Here is a 17,986-nt window from a genome sequence, read left to right on the forward strand (position 1 = left end):
GACTACCAACGCTCATGGCAACCAAGGTCACCCCGATCAGTGGCTTCCAGGAATGGCTCCCCGCCGACCGCATCGCCGAGCTCATCGTGCTCGACACGATCCGGGAGGTCTTCGAGCTGCACGGTTTTGCGTCCATCAACACACGCGCGATGGAGACCGTCGACCGGCTCAGCGGTCAGGGCGAGGACGCCGACAAGGAGATCTACGGTGTGCGCCGGCTCGCCGCGGACGACACCAGCGAGACGACGCTCGGCCTGCACTTCGACATGACGGTGCCGTTCGCGCGCTATGTGCTGGAGAATGCCGGCAAGCTCACCTTTCCCTTCCGGCGCTACCAGATCCAGCCCGCGTGGCGAGGCGAGCGCCCGCAGCGTGGCCGCTACCGCGAGTTCATCCAGGCCGACATCGACATCATCGACATCGGCGCTTTGCCCGATCACTACGAGGCCGAGCTGCTGCTCGTCGTCGCCGACGTCTTCTCGCGACTGCCGGTCGGCGACTACCGGATCCACGTCAACGACCGGAAGATCTGCGAAGGCTTCTACCGCGGGCTCGGCATCGAGGACGTCACCGGCACGCTGCGCATCGTCGACAAGCTGGACAAGATCGGCGCCGACGGTGTGCGCAAGTTGCTGCTCGAAGCCGGCTGCAGCGACGAACAGGCGGACCAGTGCCTTGCGTTGGCCGAAATCAGCACTGCCGACACGGGATTCGTGCAGGAGGTGCGCGCGCTCGGCGTCAGCCACGAGCTGCTGGACGAAGGATTGGCCAAGCTCTCCGCGATCGTGGAGGTGGCGAACGAACACGCCCCTGGTGTCGTCGTCGCGGACCTGCGGATCGCGCGCGGCCTCGACTACTACACCGGCACGGTCTACGAGACGATGCTTGAGCGCGACCCGGGTTACGGGTCGGTCTGCTCCGGCGGTCGGTATGACGCGCTGGCGACCGACGGCAAGCGCACTTTCCCCGGTGTCGGCATCTCGATCGGGGTCTCCCGACTGCTCGGCCTGCTGATCAGCGAGGAAGGTCTGACCGCTTCCCGCGAGACCCCCGCGGCGGTGCTGGTGGCGGTCAATGACGAGGATTCGCGCGGTGATTCGATGCGCGTGGCGTCGGCGCTGCGGGCTCGCGGCATACCGACGCTGGTCGCGCCGAAGGCTGCGAAGTTCGGCAAGCAGATCCAGTTCGCCGACCGGCGAGGGATCCCGTTCGTCTGGTTCACCGGCGCGGACGGTCACCAGGTGAAGGATCTGCGCAGCGGGGACCAAGTGGCGGCAGATGCTGCGTCCTGGACGCCACCGGAGGCGGACCTGCACCCATCGCTTGTACTGCCGACTTCAGGCGAATGACCGAAGATCCGTCGACGCTCGTCGTCGACGGCCACCTGAGCGCGGAAGCACTGGTGAACGCTGCCGCGTTGCCGGGCGTTCTGGTGCACCGGTGCGGGCACTGCGGGTCGACCGAGCACGGACAACCGGTGCTGGTCGGGGGGCCGTTCGTCTCGATCGCGCGCAGCAGCATGGTCTCGGTGATCGCGTGGTGGGCCGAGGGACCGGTCGGCGTGGACGTCGAGATCGCCGGTGCGACACCGCCGCCCGAGCTGACGCTGCACCCCGCTGAGGAGTTCGGCGACGTGCTCGCCGTCTGGGTCCGGAAGGAAGCCGTGCTCAAGGCGCTCGGCACCGGGCTGCGCACCGACCCGCGGACGATCCGGCTGAGTGCGCAACATGGTGCGGCGACGGTGACCGGCACCGACCTGCAGGTGCACGAGCTGCACGTGCCCGGACACGTTGCTGCGCTCTCTTGGTGACCTGGTCTCAGGTCGGCGGCAGCTCGGGTAGCGCTTGGGCGTAGACCCACGGGTCGAGGAGGTCCGCCGCATCCGGTCCACACACCTCGCGCACCAGCACCTTGAAGTCGCCGGTGGTCGCGTTGTCGTACCGGTGCCGCTGGACCCACGTGCGGGCGAGCTCGAAGAACGCGGAGTCGCCGCTCGTTAGCCGGATCGCGTGCAGTGTCAACGCTCCTCGCTTGTAGACGCGGTCGTCGAATAGGTCGTGCACGCCTGGGTCGCCGAGCACGATGTCCTGCTTCAGCTCGCTGAGTCGACCCCAGTGCACGCGGGCGCGCTGATCGGCGGAGTCATTGCCGGACGCCTCCGACCAGAGCCACTCGCTGTAGCAGGCGAAACCTTCGTGCAGCCAGATATCCCGCAGTTGCCGGAGGGTCACCGCGTTGCCGAACCACTGATGGGCCAGCTCGTGCGCGATCAGTCGCTGCGCCTCCCAATCGCGGTGCAGCAGGTTGGACCCGAAGATCGAAAGCCCTTGTGCCTCAAGGGGGATCTCCAATTCGTCGGTCGTGACGACGGCCCGGTAGTTCGCGAACGGATAGGGCCCGAAGAGTCGCTCGAACTCGGCAATCATCCGCGGCTGGTCGGCGAACGCGTCATCGAAGCGGGTCCGCAGCGCGGGCGCGACGACACCCGTCAGCGGGACTGAACAGCCGGAGATCTCGTGCTCGGCATACTGACCGATCTGCACTGTCGCGAGGTATGGCGCCATCGGCTCGCGCTGCTCGTAGCTCCACACCGTCTGGCTGGAGCGCCGAATCCGTTCGGTGCGAACGCCATTGGCGACCACGTAGTAGTCGGAGGGCGCGCTGATGGTGACCCGGTAGCTGGCCTTGGCATCGGGCCGGTCGTTGCACGGGAACCAGGACGGCGCTCCACCGGGCTGCGCGGCGACGATGGCTCCGTCCTCGAGCTCTTCCCAGCCGGCTTCGCCGGCCTTGTCCCGGACCACCTTCGGCACGCCGCGGTAGGTGACGACGATCTCGGCGGTGGCGTCGGCATACAACGGCTCGGCGAGCTTCAGGACGAGTCGGCCGCCACGATGGGTGTAGCGCGTCGTGCGCACACCGCGCACGGAGACCACCTTGAGGTGATGCAGGTCGAGGGTGAGGGTGTCGATCCCGTCAGCCAGTGCACGAATCGTCAGCGTGGCTCGCCCCGCGAGCCGGTTGCCGACGAGGGCGTATTCGAGGTCCAGGTCATAGTGCTCGACTGTGTATGACGGGTCGCCGTGGCCGGGCAGGTAAGGATCGGCGGTCGGCTGGCTGTTCACGAAGGCCCATACAACCATGATTGATCTCCCATCACTCGGAGACCCACGGACCGATCGGATTGCCCACCCAGCGCGTCATGTCCGGCACCGTCTCGCCACGCATCACCAACGACGCGGGACCGACGGTGCTGTGCCGGCCGAGCTCGGCGGCGGGCAGGATCACGCTGTGCGGGCCGATGGTCGCGCCGGACCGCACCCTCACGGTGTCCAGGGACAGCACGCGATCGTGAAAGAGGTGCGTCTGCACCACACAGCCCTTGTTGACCGTCGAGCCCGGACCCAGGTCGATCAGATCCGGTTCGGGCAGCCAGTAGGTCTCACACCAGACGCCACGGCCGATCTTCGAACCCATCGCCCGCAACCAGAGGTTGAGAATCGGGGTGCCGGTGGATGCTCGTGCCAACCACGGGGCTGCCAGCATCTCGACGAAGGCATCGGCGAGCTCGTTGCGCCATACGAACGAACTCCACAGGGGGTGCTCGCTCTTGCGAATCCGCCCGACTAGCAACCATTTCGCGCCCACGGTCACGATCGAGGCGACTGCGCCGCCCGTCATCAGCGTCACGCCGCACAGCAGCAACGACCAGAGTCCCCAGTGCTCCTGCAGCCACAGCCAGAGCAGTGCGGTCGCCGCGGACAGGCCGAACCCACCGAGCCACGGGATGAGCCGGCACAGCTCGACCATGGCGCGAGCGACTTTCAGCCGCCGGGCCGGTCGGTAGGTCCGTGAGTCGTCGCCATCGGATGTCGTTCGGCGTAGGCGCACCGGCGGACTGCCGATCCATGAGGTGTCGGACTTCGGCTTGTCCTTCCGGCCCGGCGCGGCCGAGAGCACCGCAATGAGACTGCCCTTGGGGAGTTTTCGGCCGGGCGCCGTCATACCCGAGTTGCCGACGAACGAACGCTTGCCGACCTTCGTCTGCTCCATCCGCAACCAGCCGCCGGCCAGTTCGTAGGGACCGACGAGAGTGTCATCGGCCAGGAACGCCCGATCGCCGACCGTCACCAGCTTCGGAATCAGCAGCACTGTCGAGGCCTCGACCTCGTCACCGATCTTCGATCCGAGCAGGCGCAGCCAGGTCGGGGTCGCGGTGCTGGAATAGATCGGGTAGAGCCAGCCGCGAGCCTCGTCCATCATCCGCAGCGTGCTCCACGCCCGCAGTGCCTGCCAGCTGTGCACGGGATGGTGTCCGGCGCGCAGGCCGGCGCTGAGCGACCGGACAACCAGCCAGACGAGCAGTGTCAACGCGATGATGCCGCACAGGCCGCCCGCGACGACCGACAGGACGGCGAAGGGCCACACCCGGTGTTCACCCTGCACCAGCAGGCCGATCCAGACCCCGAAGACGGTCGCGACGACCGGGCATCCGGCGATCAGGAGCGCCAGCACGGCATACAGGAGCGCGAAGGCGGGACGGTGCGGCGGATGCTCGTCCGACCAGGCACCTCGGGCCTTGCCAGAGCGGCGGGCGGGCGCGCCACTCCAGATCTCGTCGTCTGGGACTTCGCCGAAAACGCCTGAGCCCGGCGCAAGTTCGGCACGACGGCCGACGACGCAACCAGGTGTCAACGTCGAGCGAGTGCCCACTCGTGCGTCCCGGCCGACGGTGATCGTGCCGATCTGCAGTCGGTCGCCGTCGAGCCAGTGGCCGCTGAGGTCGACCTCGGGTTCGATGGAAGCGCCGCGTCCGATCCGCAGTAGTCCGGTCACCGGTGGAAGGCTGTGCAGGTCGGCATCGCGACCGATCCGGGCGCCGAGCATTCGTGCGTACCAGGTCATCAATGGCGCCCCGGAAAGGCTCGTCGCCCCTGAGTCGTCGTTGACCCGCTCCGCGAGCCACAACCGCAGATGGACTCGGCCGCCGCGTGGGTACACCCCAGGACCGATCCCGCGGAGTATGACGCGAATCAGCCCGGCGGACAGCAACATCCGACCGACAGGGGTGAGGAACACCGCGGTCAGAACCACGACCAGCCACCACGGCGCGGTCGGCACGGACCAGCGAAGCTGATCGAGCAGTGGCGAGCCGACACGGACACCGAGCAGGACCCAGGTCACCCACCGCAGGCCCGCCAGCGTACGGGTGCACAGGAGCGCAAACTGTTGGGCCGCTTGGGATTTCGCCGGTGTCGGCGAGACCTCACGGTCACGGACGTTCGCGGGCGAACTCATCGAGTCGAGGTGCTCGGCAAGACCGCCCACAGTCGGGTGGTCGTAAATGTCCGCGACGGTGACCTCGGGCTGCACCTGACGCAGGCGGGACACCATTTGGGCAGCAGTCAAGGATCCGCCGCCGAGGTCGAAGAAGTCGTCCTTCTCGGAGGTCACGACGGCACCCAGGACGTCAAGCCACGATTCGGCGATCGTCCTGGCGGTCCCGGTCAGCTCCTGCTGCTCATCGCTGCCGGCACGCAGGGTCGCGACCGGCCAGGGAGCGCGTCGCGGTCGATCTTGCCGGACGTGCGCGTGGGCAACGTGTCGACGCTCGCCAGCCGCGGCACCATGGTTGCCGGCAGTTCGTCGCGCAGCCGCTCCATCGCTGCGCTCAGCTCGAATTCGCCCTCGATGGTGATGTATCCGACGAGGATCTTGGTGCCGGACCCTGTCGTGCGTATGGCGGCCGCCCCGCCGCCGACACCTGGCAACGCGGTCAGCGCGGCGTCAATCTCGCCGAGCTCGATGCGCCGACCGCCGAGCTTGATCTGCTCGTCGATCCGCCCGCCGAAGATCAGCCCGGTCTCGTCACGCACGACGTGGTCGCCCGACCGGTAGGCGCGCTCCCACCCGAGACTCGGCATGGGTGCGTACTTCTCAGCGTCTTTCTCGGGGTCGAGGTACCGCGCGAGCCCGACACCACCGATGATCAGCTCTCCGGTCTCGCCCTCGGCAACCGGTTGCCCGGACGGGTCGACGACCTCCAAGTCCCATCCGTCGAGCGGCATCCCGATGCGCACCGGCTCGCCGGGTCGCAGCTGTGCCGCGCAGGCCACGACGGTCGCCTCGGTCGGACCGTAGGTGTTCCAGACCTCGCGGGTCGCGGTGGCGTAACGGTCCGCGAGCTCCGGTGGGCAGGCCTCACCGCCGAGGATCAGCAAGCGAACCTTGCCCAGAGCATCTGCCGGCCACAAGGCCAGCAGGGTCGGCACCGTCGACACGACGGTGATGTCATTGGCGACCAGCCATGGTCCGAGGTCCATGCCGCTGCGCACCAGCGAGCGCGGTGCCGGCACGAGGCAGGCGCCATACCGCCAGGCCAGCCACATCTCCTCGCAGCTGGCGTCGAAGGCGACCGACAAGCCGGCCATGACACGGTCGTCGGTGCCGATCGGGTGGTCCTGCAGGAAGATTCGCGACTCGGCGTCCACGAATGCGGCGGCGCTGCGATGACTGACGGCCACGCCTTTGGGCTTGCCCGTCGACCCGCTGGTGAAGATGATCCAGGCGTCATCGGTGACGTCCGGTTCCTCGAGCGCACGCGGCTCGCGCGGCACTCGAACGTCGATCGCCAGGTCGTCGCCGAGCACCGCTGCAACCTGCGCCTCGCCGAACACGACGGCGGCCCGCTCGTCCGGATCGTCCGCGTCGACCGGGACGTATGCCGCGCCGGCCAGCAGCGTGCCGATGATCGCGACGTAGAGGTCGAGCGTGCCGGACTGGATGCGCACACCCACGCGGTCGCCGCGCCCGACACCTTCCTGGCCCAGTCGAACGGCGAGATCGCCTGCGCGCTCTGCGAGTTCGTCATACGTCAGCACTGTCGCGCCGTTGTCCAGGGCAGGCGCGTCCGCGCACTCCGCGACGGTCTCGCGGAAGACGTCGACGAGAGTCCTCGGCGGAGCGGCGACCTGCCCGCGATGCAGTGTCACCGAGATGTCACCCAGATCCTCCGGAGCAGCAGTGAAGTTGGTCGCTCACATTGTCGCCGGAGGCGCGGGCGTCCGGCGAACGTGGACTGTCCAGGTGGTGAACGGGCGGCGTCCATTCGGGGTCGCCGAAACTGGGTCACTCGTCGGGCGCAGCGAGCTCTGCCAGCCCGAGATGCTCCAGGTAGGACTCGGCGAGCGCGGTGATGGTCTCCTCGTCGCCGTCGCGCCATTGCTGCACCGGACGTGCCCCGACTTCGGCGAGTCTCGTGGCCGACAGCCGGGTCAGCGCGTCCAGCGCCAGCAGATCCGCGCCACCGGGTTGTTGCCGTAAGGCGGTGGCACGCCCAGCGCGTCGGGCGTACCCGATGCGCAGGAAGAGCCAGCCGAAGACCGCGAGCAGCACCGGGACCAACGCGACCTCGAAGCCGATCGCGGCGCCGAGATTGCCCAGGTTGTCGGCCAGTTGGCCACCTGCGTGCTGCAGGGTGGTCGCCGCGTCGGCCGACTTGTCGATCGGCTTGCGGACCTTCGTGCCGACCAGCGGAGTGTGCGACAGGACCCCGGCCGCGTCGTGCAGGTGCCGGGCCAGGTCACCGCCGCTCCTCTCGATGTTGCGTGCACCGTCCTGCGATCCGGACACCTGTTGATGCACGTGTATGCCGAGCCAGACCCACGTCGTCACCCAGGCGATGGTCAGCAGGTCGTAGAAGACCTGCCGGACGGCGCGGGATCGTCTTGCGGCATACAGCTTCACGCTCTGCAGACGTGACACGTGAGAATGTCGTTCCGTGGCAACCTCACTCGAACGATCGATGCGCGGCTGGCTGGACCACCTGCGCGTCGAGCGAGGTGCCTCACCACACACGCTGCGCGCCTACGAGCGCGATCTGCGACGGTATGCCGACCATCTCGCGGGACGTGGCATCGACGATGTCGGGAAGGTCGGCGAGTCCGACATCGCGGACTTCCTCGCGACGCTGCGTGAAGGTACTCCGGAGCATCCGCCGCTGGCCGCGTCATCCGCGGCTCGCACGCTGGTGGCGGTCCGCGGCTTCCACAAGTTCCTCACACTGGAAGGTGACACGCCCGACGACGTCGCCGCCGCAGTCCCACCGCCGAAGCCGCCCCGCCGACTGCCCAAGGCGATCCCGTTGGATCAGGTGGAGCGGCTGCTGGACGCCGCCAGTGTCGGGGACACCCCGGCGTCGTTGCGGGACCGGGCGCTGCTGGAGCTGCTCTACGGCATCGGCGCGCGGGTGACCGAGGCGGTGAGCCTGGATGTCGACGACATCGAGTTCGAGTCGGCGACGGTGCGGGTGCTGGGAAAAGGGAGCAAGGAACGTGTGCTGCCGCTCGGTCGGTATGCCGCGGAGGCGCTCACGTCATACCTGACTCGTGCCCGGCCGGGACTGGCGACCAAGGGCAAGGGCACGCCGGCGTTGTTCCTGAACCAGCGAGGCGGGCGGCTGTCGCGGCAGTCGGCGTGGAACATCATCCAGGCGGCAGCGCAGCGCGCCGATCTGCCGGGCCACCTCAGTCCGCACACGCTGCGACATTCGTTCGCGACCCACCTGCTCGACGGCGGCGCGGACGTGCGGGTCGTGCAGGAGTTGCTCGGGCACGCCTCGGTCACTACGACGCAGATCTACACGATGGTCACCGTGCAACAGCTGCGCGAGGTGTTCGCAACCTCACATCCCAGGGCCCACTGAGCCTCCGCGCCCGCTCCAAGGCCCGGATGTATTAGGTTGGCGCATGATCGCCGCGAGGCCGAACGAGTAATACAGGAGCGCGCAGTGAGTTCGAAGGAGCAGGTCGGCCCGACGGGGCGTCCGCTGCCCACCTTTCCCAAGCCGGTAGAGCTCAAGAGTCACGGACCGGCGCGCGTCATCGCGATGTGCAACCAGAAGGGTGGCGTGGGCAAGACCACGAGCACCATCAATCTGGGGGCAGCCCTGGCCGAATACGGCCGCAAGGTCCTCCTCGTCGACTTCGACCCGCAAGGCGCTCTGTCCGTCGGTCTCGGCATCCGAGCGCACGAGCTCGACACGACGGTCTACAACCTGCTGGTGTCGCGCGAGGACGACATCCACGACGTCATCCAGCCCACCGCCACGGACAACCTCGACGTGCTGCCGGCCAACATCGACCTGTCCGCAGCCGAGGTGCAGCTGGTCGGCGAGGTCGCCCGCGAGATGGTGCTGGCCCGGGTGCTTCGCCCCGTGCTCGACGAATACGACGTGATCCTGATCGACTGCCAGCCTTCGCTCGGACTGCTGACCGTCAACGCACTGACGGCCGCGCACGGCGTCGTCATCCCGCTGGAGTGCGAGTTCTTCGCGATGCGCGGCGTCGCATTGCTGGTCGAGACCATCGACAAGGTCACCGACCGGCTCAACCCGCGCCTGGAGGTCGACGGCATCCTGGCGACGATGTATGACGGACGGACCCTGCACAGTCGGGACGTGATCCGCTCGGTCGTCGCGCATTTCGACGACAAGGTGCTGCACACGGTCATCAGCCGCACGGTGAAATTCCCCGACGCGTCACTGGCGGCCGAACCCATCACGACCTACGCCTCGACGCACGGGGCGGCCGAGTCCTATCGGCAACTGGCCCGCGAGCTGGTGGCTCGCGGGGCCGTGGCTTAGCCCATGAACACCACCCATCCGGTTCCGTCCGACCAGGCGGAGCCGGTGACTGACGCCCGCCCCGAGGCAGTGCCCGGAGGGGTCCTGACCCGTCGGGCAGCCTCGACCCCGTTCGAGGTTCACCTCGACGTGTTCTCTGGGCCTTTCGAGTTGTTGCTCGGGCTGATCTCCAAGCACAAACTGGACGTCACCGAGATCGCCTTGGCGAAGGTCACCGACGAGTTCGTGGTGCACATCCGTCGGGCGCAGGAGCAGGCGACCGACTGGGACCTCGGGCAGGCCTCCGAGTTCGTGCTGATCGCGGCAACTCTGTTGGACATCAAGGCTGCTCGGCTGCTGCCGGACCTGCGCGCTGACGACGATGACGACCTCGCACTCATCGAGGCTCGCGACCTGCTGTTCGCCCGGTTGCTGCAGTACCGCGCGTTCAAGGAGGTGTCCGTCGCCTTCGCCGAACGCATGCAGTCCGCTGGTCGTATGACGGCACGACAGGCCGGCTTGGAGGAGCGTTTCGCCAAGCTGTTGCCAGAGCTGATCATGAATGTCACGCCGGAGCAGCTGGCCCGGATCGCGGCGCAGGCGATGACGCCACGGCCCGAGCCGACGGTTGGCCTGACACATCTGCACGCGCCGGCGGTCAGCGTCCGGGAGCAGGCGACGATCGTCATTGCCGTCTTGCGGGAGCGCCGGCAGGCGAGCTTCAGGTCTCTGGTCGCTGACGCGGAGTCGACGTTGGTGATCGTTGCGCGCTTCCTGGCGCTGCTGGAGCTTTACAAGGAATCCGCGGTCACCATGGACCAACCGGAGGCGCTGGGGGAGCTGGTCGTGCACTGGGCCGGTGACGACCATGACACCGTTGAGGTGAGCGCCGAGTTCGACGAGCTCGACAACGACCAGGCGACCGGGCCGGCGACGGCCGACGATACGAGTGAAGACGGCAAGGAGGACGGCGATGACTGACGAGCAGCACGTGCCTGACGACGCACCTGCGAACGACGCGACGGCGCAGGTCGATGACCAGCAGGAGGCCGTCGAGGAGGCGCCGCCGTTCGACGTACACACAATGCCCGGCGGCGCCCGCAGCGCCATCGAGGCGATCCTGATGGTGGTCGACCAGCCGGTGACCGCCTACGAGATTGCGACCGCGCTCGAGCTGCCGGAGGCCGAAGTGGTCGAGGCGATCGAAGACCTCGAGCGCGAGTATGCCGCGCAACACAGGGGATTCGCGCTGCGTTGCATCAACGAGGGCTGGCGGGTCTACAGCCGCCCCGACTATGCGCCGGCGGTCGAGAAGTTCTTGCTGGACGGCCAGCAGGCCAAACTCACCCAGGCGTCGCTGGAGACGCTTGCGGTCATTGCCTACCGGCAACCCATCTCCCGATCCCGGATCAGTGCGGTCCGAGGAGTCAACGTCGACGGCGTGGTTCGCACGCTGTTGACACGTGGCCTGATCGTCGAGATCGGATCCGACGGCGAACAAGGTGCGTTGCTCTACGGCACCACCCCTTATTTCCTGCAGCGACTCGGGCTCAGCTCGCTCGACGAACTGCCGGCACTGGCGCCATACCTGCCTGATGCAGATGTGGTTGACGAACTGATTGCGCAGGGACACGGATGACAGGCAACAAGCGAAACAACCAGTCGGGCAAGGGATCTCGTGGCGCTGGCCACCGAGGTCAGACGGGCCGTGGTGGTGGCGCCGGGCGAACCGGTGGTGCCGGTCGGCCGGCGCGGACCCGCCCCGGTGGGCAGCAAGGGCCCAAGCAACCGGCGGCTCCGCAGACGCCATACGTCGACGTACACGACCCGGACGGTGTGCGGCTGCAGAAGCTGCTCGCCGCTGCGGGCGTCGGCAGCCGGCGGGTCTGTGAGGACCTGATCCGGCAGGGCCGTGTCTCGGTCGACGGGCAGAAGGTGCAGGAGCTCGGTGTCCGCATCGACCCGCTCGGGCAGACGGTGCACGTCGACGGTGAGCGGATCCAGCTGGACGAGTCGCGGGTCTACCTGGCCTTCAACAAGCCGCTGGGCGTGGTGTCGACGATGAACGACGAGATGGGCCGCCCGTCGGTCGGTGAATACGTCGAGCAGCGCAAGGAGCGTCTCTTCCACGTCGGACGCTTGGACGTCGACACCGAAGGCTTGTTGCTCCTGACCAATGACGGTGAGCTGGCCAATCGCCTGCAGCACCCGAAATACGGGGTGCCCAAGACGTATGTCGCGACGATCCCCGGCCCGGTGCCGCGTGCCCTGGGCAAGCAGCTGCGCGAAGGTGTCGAGCTCGAGGATGGCAAGGTCGCAGTCGACTCCTTCAAGGTCGTGGACTCCAAGCCCGGCTGGGCCCTGGTCGAGGTCATCCTGCACGAGGGCCGCAAGCACATCGTGCGACGGATGCTGGAGGCCGTCGGGCGCCCGGTGGAGTCCCTGTCGCGCACGGACGTCGGGCCGGTCCACCTCGGTGAGCTGCGTCCGGGCAAGATGCGGCCGCTGACCCGCCAGGAGGTCGCCGGGCTCTACAAGGCGGCCGGGTTGTGAGTGACCAAGCTGGTCGAGTGCCGGGGGAGCGAAGCGGGGGAGGTGTATCGAGGCCGAGTGGTCTCGATACGGTCTCGGCTGGCGCCTCGCCACACTCGACCCGCATTTCCGTCCGCATCGTGGGCACCGGCCTGATCGGTACGTCGATCGGTCTTGCGCTGTCGCACAAGGGTTTTCGGGTGTTACTGAGCGATCCGTCTCCGACTGCGCAGGCGCTGGCCGCTGACCTGGGTGCTGGGCAGATCGACGACGACGTTGCCGCCGACGCGATTTTCGTGGCGGCGCCCCCGGACGTCGCGGCATCGGTGGTCGCCGAGCAGCTCAAGCAGTGGCCGTCGGCCGTCGTGGCGGATGTCGCATCCGTCAAGCAACAGGTGGCGGATGCCGTGCGTGCGTTGGTTCCGCCGGAGCAACTGCACCGGTATGTCGGCAGTCACCCGATGGCCGGTCGTGAGCGGTCCGGAGCAGTCGCTGCGCAAGCCGATCTCTTCGAAGGTCGCACCTGGGTGGTGTGCCCTCAGCAGGAGACGGATCGGCACGCCGTGCAACTCGTCCAGGAGCTGGCGCACGCGACCGGGGCCGCCATCGAGACCATGCCCGCGGACGAGCACGATGCTGCAGTCGCGGTCGTCTCGCACATTCCGCAGCTCGCGGCCTCGGTCGTCGCCGCTCAGTTGCGGGACCTGCCGGATGCCGCGATCGCGTTGTCCGGCGGCGGGATTCGTGATGTCACCCGGATCGCCGAGAGCGACCCGATGATGTGGACGCAGATCCTCGCCGGCAACGCCGCGGCTGTGTCGCCGGTGCTCGATCGGGTCGTCGAACAGTTGGGCGCGGTGGCCGGGTCCCTGCGTCGACTGGCTGCGGACAGCAGCGCGGCCGAGGGCAGCCGCGGCGAGGTCGCACGCCTGATCTCGGACGGTCAGCTGGGTCATGCCCGGATCCCCGGCAAGCACGGTGCGGCGCCGGCGACATACGCGACCGTGATCGTGCCGATCCCGGATGAGCCGGGTTCGTTCGCCAGACTGTTCAATGACGTGGGTGACGCCGGCATCAACCTCGAAGACCTGCGCATGGAGCACGGAGTAGGTGCGATGGTCGGCCTGGTGGAGTTGTCGGTGCTGCCCGGTGTGGTGGACCGGTTGCGAGATGTGTTGGAGGACAAGGGATGGAGCGTTCATGAGTGAGCGCAGCGAAGGAGGGGGCCGGTATGAGTAAGGCGCTGGTCATTGCTATCGACGGGCCGTCGGGGACCGGGAAGTCGAGTGTGTCGAAGGCTGTCGCGTCGCGGCTCGGAGTGAGCTTTCTCGACACCGGTGCGATGTACCGCGCGCTCGCGTGGTCGTGTGTCGACGCGCAGATCGATCTGGGTGACGCGGACGCTGTCGCCGAGCACTGCCGGACGTTCGACCTGCGGATGGGGATGAATCCGAAGTCGCCGACCGTCGCGGTCGGAGAGCGACCCATCGATGCGGAGATCAGGCAGGATGCCGTGACCTCGGTGGTGTCCCAGGTCGCGACCAATCTCGACGTGCGTGCGAATCTCAAGCAACGCCAACGCGATCTGATCGCGCAAGGCGCCGAAGCGACCGGTGGGTGTGTGGCCGAGGGTCGTGACATCACCACGGTCGTCGCCCCTGACGCACCGGTGCGGATCCTGATGACTGCCAGCGAAGAGGCACGGATGGCGCGTCGCTCCAAGCAGCTGAAGGTCGCCGTCGCGTCGACCAGGTCGCAGATCGTCGACCGGGACCGCGCGGACTCCACGGTGTCGCAGTTCACGACCGCAGCTGACGGCGTCGTCACGATCGACACGTCGCACATCGACTTCCGCCAGTCGGTGGCCGCCGTGCTTCGGGTGGTGCAGGAGGTTCTCGATGGCGATCCAGAGCTATCGACCTCAGCTGGCTGAGGGTTGCCGCCGCTTCGGCGTGGTGCTCGCGCACATCCTGTATGACGTGAAGACGTTGCACAGCGACCGGATGCCGACCGAAGGTCCGGTCATCGTGGTCTCGAACCACGTCGGGTTCCTGGACGGGCCGTTGGTCTTCATCTTCACTCCGCGGCCGCTGCGCTTTTTGGTGAAGCGGACCTATTTCGCGTCGCTGTGGGGCTTCTTCCTGCGGATCACCGGGCAGATCCCGATCGATCAGAACAGCGCGGACCGCGAGGCACTGGCCGCGGCACGACAGACACTCACCGCCGGTGGCGGTCTCGGGATCTTCCCCGAGGGAACCCGCGGATCCGGCGCGGTGCAGACCGCCCAGCAGGGCGCCGCGTTCCTGGCACAGGCGACCGGCGCGCGGATCGTCCCTGTCGCCGTACTCGGGACGAAGGGCAAAGGCGGCCGCGACTCCTGGCCCAAGCTTCGGGCACCGGTTCGTGTGGTCATCGGTGAGCCGTTCGCGCTGCCGAAGCATCGTGGTGTTCCGGGCCGGGAGCGGCTGCGCCTGTCGACCGAAGAACTGCGCAGCAGGCTGGCATCACACGTCGATCAGGCGACCCACGAGACGGGACTCACGTTGCCGGTGGGCACTCCCGAATAACGGTTTCCGGCCATCGTCAGGGATGATGGTGAAATGTCTGATTCCACCTCCGCCGAGAGTCCCGACGACACTCCCGACGAGACCGTCGAGCACGCGCTACGGGTCGGCCTGAATGACTTCGAGCTCAGCGACGAGGACCGTGCGCTGCTCGACAGCGACGGCACCCCCGGTGACGAGGCGACCCCAGGCGGGGGCCGCCCGGTGGTCGCGATCATCGGGCGCCCGAACGTCGGCAAGTCGACCCTGGTCAACCGCGTGCTCGGGCGCCGTGAGGCAGTGGTTGAAGACGTTCCTGGGGTCACCCGCGACCGAGTGGCGTATGACGCCGAGTGGTCCGGACACAACTTCACCCTCGTCGACACCGGCGGTTGGGAGGTCGACGCCAGCGGCATACATCTTCGGGTGGCCGAGCAGGCCGAGGTCGCGATCGAGCTTGCGGACGTCGTGCTGTTCGTCGTGGACGCCAAGGTCGGTGCGACAGACACCGACGAGGCCGTCGTCAAGCTGCTGCGGCGCTCCAAGAAACCCGTCGTGCTCGTCGCCAACAAGGTCGATGACCAGAAGACCGAACTCGAAGCGGCATCGCTGTGGTCGCTCGGCCTCGGGCAGCCGTGGCCGATCTCTGCGCTGCACGGCCGTGGCACCGGCGATGCGCTCGACGCCATGCTCGAGGTGCTCCCGGAGAAGTCGGCCATTTCGGCATACGAGCGTGGTGGCCCGCGTCGTATCGCCCTGGTCGGACGACCGAATGTCGGCAAGTCGTCGTTGCTCAACAAGCTCGCCGGCGAGGACCGCGTCGTCGTCGACAACGTCGCGGGCACCACACGTGATCCGGTGGACGAGTTGATCGAACTCGGTGGCAAGACATGGCGATTCGTCGATACGGCGGGCATCCGCCGTCGGGTGCACCTGACCCGTGGCGCCGACTTCTACGCGTCGCTGCGCACCCAGGCAGCGATCGAGAAGGCCGAGGTCGCGGTGGTCCTGATCGACGCCGAGGACAACATCGCCGAGCAGGACGTGCGTGTCGTGCAGCAGGTGCTCGATGCAGGTCGTGCGCTCGTGCTGGCCTTCAACAAGTGGGACCTGCTGGACGAGGAACGCCGTCACTACCTGGAGCGTGAGATCGAGCGTGACCTCGCCCAGGTGGCGTGGGCACCTCGGGCGAACATCTCCGCCACCACCGGACGACACGTTGATCGACTGGTTCCCGGCCTGGAGGTCGCGCTCGCCTCGTGGGACCAGCGCGTGCCGACCGGCCGGCTGAACTCCTTCCTCGGTGAAGTGGTCGCCGGCCACCCGCATCCGGTCCGCGGTGGCAAGCAGCCGCGCATCCTTTTCGCGACGCAGGCCTCGACCCGGCCGCCGCGGTTCGTCGTCTTCGCCTCGGGCTTCATCGAGGCCGGTTACCGCCGCTTCCTGGAACGCCGGATCCGTGAGGAGTTCGGCTTCGAGGGCACCCCGATCGAGCTGTCTGTGCGCGTCCGCGAGAAGCGCCGCCGCTGACGACCCGTCCGATTGGGTCGCACGGCCACTCGTGCGATATCGTTTCGCTCGCCCTGCAAGGGGCATCGGGATGTGGCGCAGCTTGGTAGCGCACCTGACTGGGGGTCAGGGGGTCGCAGGTTCAAATCCTGTCATCCCGACAGCTGAACCGGCTCTGACGTGCGGAAACGCACAGTCAGGGCCGGTTCTGGTTTTGAAGCCGAAGGTCTTATTCACCACTTATTCACCATTTATTCGCCGCTCCGGCTGCCTAGCTCCTCCAGCACGTCCGCGACGTCAGCCGCGATCGGCGGCTTGGCGATGTAGAACTCGCGTGTGATCGCAGGGGAGGAGTGCCCCAGTTGCTGGGCCGCCGTGTCGGCGTCGACCCGCTCGGCGATCAGCGTCGCCACGGTCTTGCGGAACGTGTGAGGTGTCACCCAGTCCAGGCCGGTGTTCCTGCGGATCTCCCGCCAACGGCGCTCCACGTTGTTGACCTGCAGCCAGGTGCCGTTCCGCGTCGGAAACACCGGAGTGGTTTCGTTGCCGGCAGCGGAGCCGCGACGGCGCCGGAACATCGTGACGGCGAATTGCGGCAGGACGATGGTGCGCACGCTGGAGTCCGACTTCGGCGCGGGCTTGCGGTAGGTGCCCTTTCCCGGCTCGGTCTTGACCGTGCCGGTGATCGTTAGGTGCGGCTGGGGCGACTCGAGGTCGACGTCGGTCCAGCGCAGCGCGAGGGCCTCACCGATGCGGGCCCCGGTGGCCAGCATCAAGTCGATGATGTCGGCCATGTCGCTCGACGCTTTCGGGCCGGGTCGTTGCTTGGTCGTCCAGGCGCGTACCGATGCTCGGACAGTGTTGAGATCTTCCAAGGTCAGGGACCTGGTCTGGTGCCGCTCCCGGTGGACCCGTGAGGTCTGCAGGACGGGGTTCACCACGAGTGCGTCGTGCCGGACCGCCAGGCCCAGCATTGCCCCGAGCACGACCTTCGCCTTGCGTTGACGGCTCGCACTGGTCGCGCGGAGCCGGACAAGAAACACGTCGACTCGACCTGTCGTCAGCTCGCGGAGGCGCAGGCCGCCGAGTTCGGGGGTGACGACGTTCGTCAAGACTCGTTGGTACTCGTTGATGGTGGTGTCCTCGATCCGGCCCTCGTCCCGCAGGTAGCCGATCCACAGGGTGGCCAGGCCGGCAATCGTCGTTTCGGCGGTGATCGACTCCGCAGTGGGGGTCGTCCGCTCGGCCAACTTCTCCCGCAGTGCGCGGGAAGCGGCAGCGGCAGTCGTCCCCGTGGCGGTGACCTGCCGGGTCAGTCCGTCAGTGTCACGGATACGCGTCCGCGCCCGGTGCGCTCCGTTCCGGACCTTCGCGGTCTGGATCTCGCCCCAGGTACCTGGCGGCGTCGGTGGCCGGCCGCGTCCCATGGTCGGTCAGGCCTCAGCGGGGCCGGCTGTGGCGGGAGAGCGAGATGCCGTCGTCCGACCGCGGCGACGCGGTGTCGACGATCTCAACGTGATCGCCGACCCAGTCGTCCAGGTCCGACCGCCGGTAGCGCAGGCAGTTGCCGAGCTTGAGCGCCGGCGGGCCAAAACCTGCTCGCCGTGTTCGCCACGTGTACAGCGTCGCCTTCGAGATCGAGAGGTACTCCGAAGCCTGGTCGATCGTCAGGATGGTGGTGGCCGGGTCTGCCTGCACATCGGTGATGCCCGTTGCCCCTGACTCAGTGCTCGACCTCACCAGGTCGGTCTCGTTGTGTGTCATCGCTCGATTCCTTTCG

General features: G+C 67.7%; 17 protein-coding genes and 1 tRNA gene. 12 read left to right on the forward strand and 6 right to left on the reverse strand.

Annotated features, from left to right (window positions below; translation table 11 throughout):
- The first annotated feature begins 14 nt into the window (after positions 1-14).
- Positions 15-1,349 (forward strand): histidine--tRNA ligase, encoded by a 1,335-nt coding sequence (hisS, locus tag ACFQDH_RS16210; RefSeq protein ID WP_382403447.1) that lies wholly within the window; start codon positions 15-17, stop codon positions 1,347-1,349.
- On the forward strand, positions 1,346-1,810 hold the full coding sequence (locus tag ACFQDH_RS16215) for a 4'-phosphopantetheinyl transferase family protein (protein WP_382403448.1): 465 nt from the start codon (positions 1,346-1,348) through the stop codon (positions 1,808-1,810). The genes hisS and ACFQDH_RS16215 overlap by 4 nt, the downstream gene beginning before the upstream one ends.
- A 7-nt stretch (positions 1,811-1,817) precedes the next feature.
- Here the strand turns inward: ACFQDH_RS16215 and ACFQDH_RS16220 are convergent, their stop codons facing one another.
- The 4 genes from ACFQDH_RS16220 to ACFQDH_RS16235 all read right to left on the reverse strand — a co-directional run bounded on the left by ACFQDH_RS16220 (position 1,818) and on the right by ACFQDH_RS16235 (position 7,764).
- Positions 1,818-3,143, reverse strand: coding sequence for a M1 family metallopeptidase (locus ACFQDH_RS16220; RefSeq protein ID WP_382403449.1), 1,326 nt, complete (start codon positions 3,141-3,143; stop codon positions 1,818-1,820).
- A gap of 13 nt (positions 3,144-3,156) precedes the next feature.
- Positions 3,157-5,454 (reverse strand): Pls/PosA family non-ribosomal peptide synthetase, encoded by a 2,298-nt coding sequence (locus tag ACFQDH_RS16225; RefSeq protein WP_382403450.1) that lies wholly within the window; start codon positions 5,452-5,454, stop codon positions 3,157-3,159.
- 53 nt (positions 5,455-5,507) lie between these two features.
- Positions 5,508-6,992 carry an amino acid adenylation domain-containing protein gene (locus tag ACFQDH_RS16230; protein ID WP_382403451.1) on the reverse strand — a complete coding sequence of 495 codons (1,485 nt, stop codon included), beginning with the start codon at positions 6,990-6,992 and terminating at the stop codon, positions 5,508-5,510.
- 136 nt (positions 6,993-7,128) lie between these two features.
- Positions 7,129-7,764, reverse strand: a complete 636-nt coding sequence (locus tag ACFQDH_RS16235; RefSeq protein ID WP_382403452.1) for a hypothetical protein — start codon at positions 7,762-7,764, stop codon at positions 7,129-7,131.
- 40 nt (positions 7,765-7,804) lie between these two features.
- Between ACFQDH_RS16235 and xerD the strand changes: the two genes are divergently transcribed.
- The 10 genes from xerD to ACFQDH_RS16285 all read left to right on the forward strand — a co-directional run bounded on the left by xerD (position 7,805) and on the right by ACFQDH_RS16285 (position 16,367).
- Complete coding sequence (gene xerD / locus ACFQDH_RS16240; protein ID WP_382404881.1) at positions 7,805-8,704, forward strand: site-specific tyrosine recombinase XerD; 900 nt, start codon at positions 7,805-7,807, stop codon at positions 8,702-8,704.
- 84 nt (positions 8,705-8,788) lie between these two features.
- The gene (locus tag ACFQDH_RS16245) at positions 8,789-9,643 is read left to right on the forward strand and encodes a ParA family protein (RefSeq protein ID WP_382403453.1); all 855 of its coding nucleotides are present in this window, start codon (positions 8,789-8,791) and stop codon (positions 9,641-9,643) included.
- A 3-nt stretch (positions 9,644-9,646) separates the two neighbouring features.
- Positions 9,647-10,603, forward strand: a complete 957-nt coding sequence (locus tag ACFQDH_RS16250; protein ID WP_382403454.1) for a segregation and condensation protein A — start codon at positions 9,647-9,649, stop codon at positions 10,601-10,603.
- Positions 10,596-11,261 (forward strand): SMC-Scp complex subunit ScpB, encoded by a 666-nt coding sequence (gene scpB / locus ACFQDH_RS16255; protein ID WP_382403455.1) that lies wholly within the window; start codon positions 10,596-10,598, stop codon positions 11,259-11,261. The genes ACFQDH_RS16250 and scpB overlap by 8 nt, the downstream gene beginning before the upstream one ends.
- Positions 11,258-12,175: a pseudouridine synthase gene (locus tag ACFQDH_RS16260; protein ID WP_382403456.1), complete on the forward strand. Its 918-nt coding sequence runs from the start codon at positions 11,258-11,260 to the stop codon at positions 12,173-12,175. The genes scpB and ACFQDH_RS16260 overlap by 4 nt, the downstream gene beginning before the upstream one ends.
- 104 nt (positions 12,176-12,279) lie before the next feature.
- Positions 12,280-13,362: a prephenate dehydrogenase gene (locus ACFQDH_RS16265; protein WP_382404882.1), complete on the forward strand. Its 1,083-nt coding sequence runs from the start codon at positions 12,280-12,282 to the stop codon at positions 13,360-13,362.
- A 23-nt stretch (positions 13,363-13,385) separates the two neighbouring features.
- Entirely contained in the window at positions 13,386-14,087 is a 702-nt protein-coding gene (cmk, locus tag ACFQDH_RS16270) for a (d)CMP kinase (protein WP_382403457.1), read from the forward strand.
- Complete coding sequence (locus tag ACFQDH_RS16275; protein ID WP_382403458.1) at positions 14,053-14,721, forward strand: lysophospholipid acyltransferase family protein; 669 nt, start codon at positions 14,053-14,055, stop codon at positions 14,719-14,721. The genes cmk and ACFQDH_RS16275 overlap by 35 nt, the downstream gene beginning before the upstream one ends.
- Positions 14,722-14,754: 33 nt before the next feature.
- On the forward strand, positions 14,755-16,227 hold the full coding sequence (gene der, locus ACFQDH_RS16280; protein ID WP_382403459.1) for a ribosome biogenesis GTPase Der: 1,473 nt from the start codon (positions 14,755-14,757) through the stop codon (positions 16,225-16,227).
- A gap of 66 nt (positions 16,228-16,293) precedes the next feature.
- Positions 16,294-16,367, forward strand: a tRNA-Pro gene (locus ACFQDH_RS16285).
- A gap of 90 nt (positions 16,368-16,457) precedes the next feature.
- On the opposite strand, the gene ACFQDH_RS16290 is transcribed toward ACFQDH_RS16285, so the two are convergent.
- Positions 16,458-17,633 carry a tyrosine-type recombinase/integrase gene (locus ACFQDH_RS16290; RefSeq protein WP_382403460.1) on the reverse strand — a complete coding sequence of 392 codons (1,176 nt, stop codon included), beginning with the start codon at positions 17,631-17,633 and terminating at the stop codon, positions 16,458-16,460.
- Between the two features lie 13 nt (positions 17,634-17,646).
- Entirely contained in the window at positions 17,647-17,970 is a 324-nt protein-coding gene (locus ACFQDH_RS16295; protein ID WP_382403461.1) for a helix-turn-helix transcriptional regulator, read from the reverse strand.
- Positions 17,971-17,986: the final 16 nt, after the last annotated feature.

Source organism: Flexivirga alba (assembly GCF_042661025.1).
GTDB classification, from domain to species: Bacteria; Actinomycetota; Actinomycetes; order Actinomycetales; family Dermatophilaceae; genus Flexivirga; species Flexivirga alba.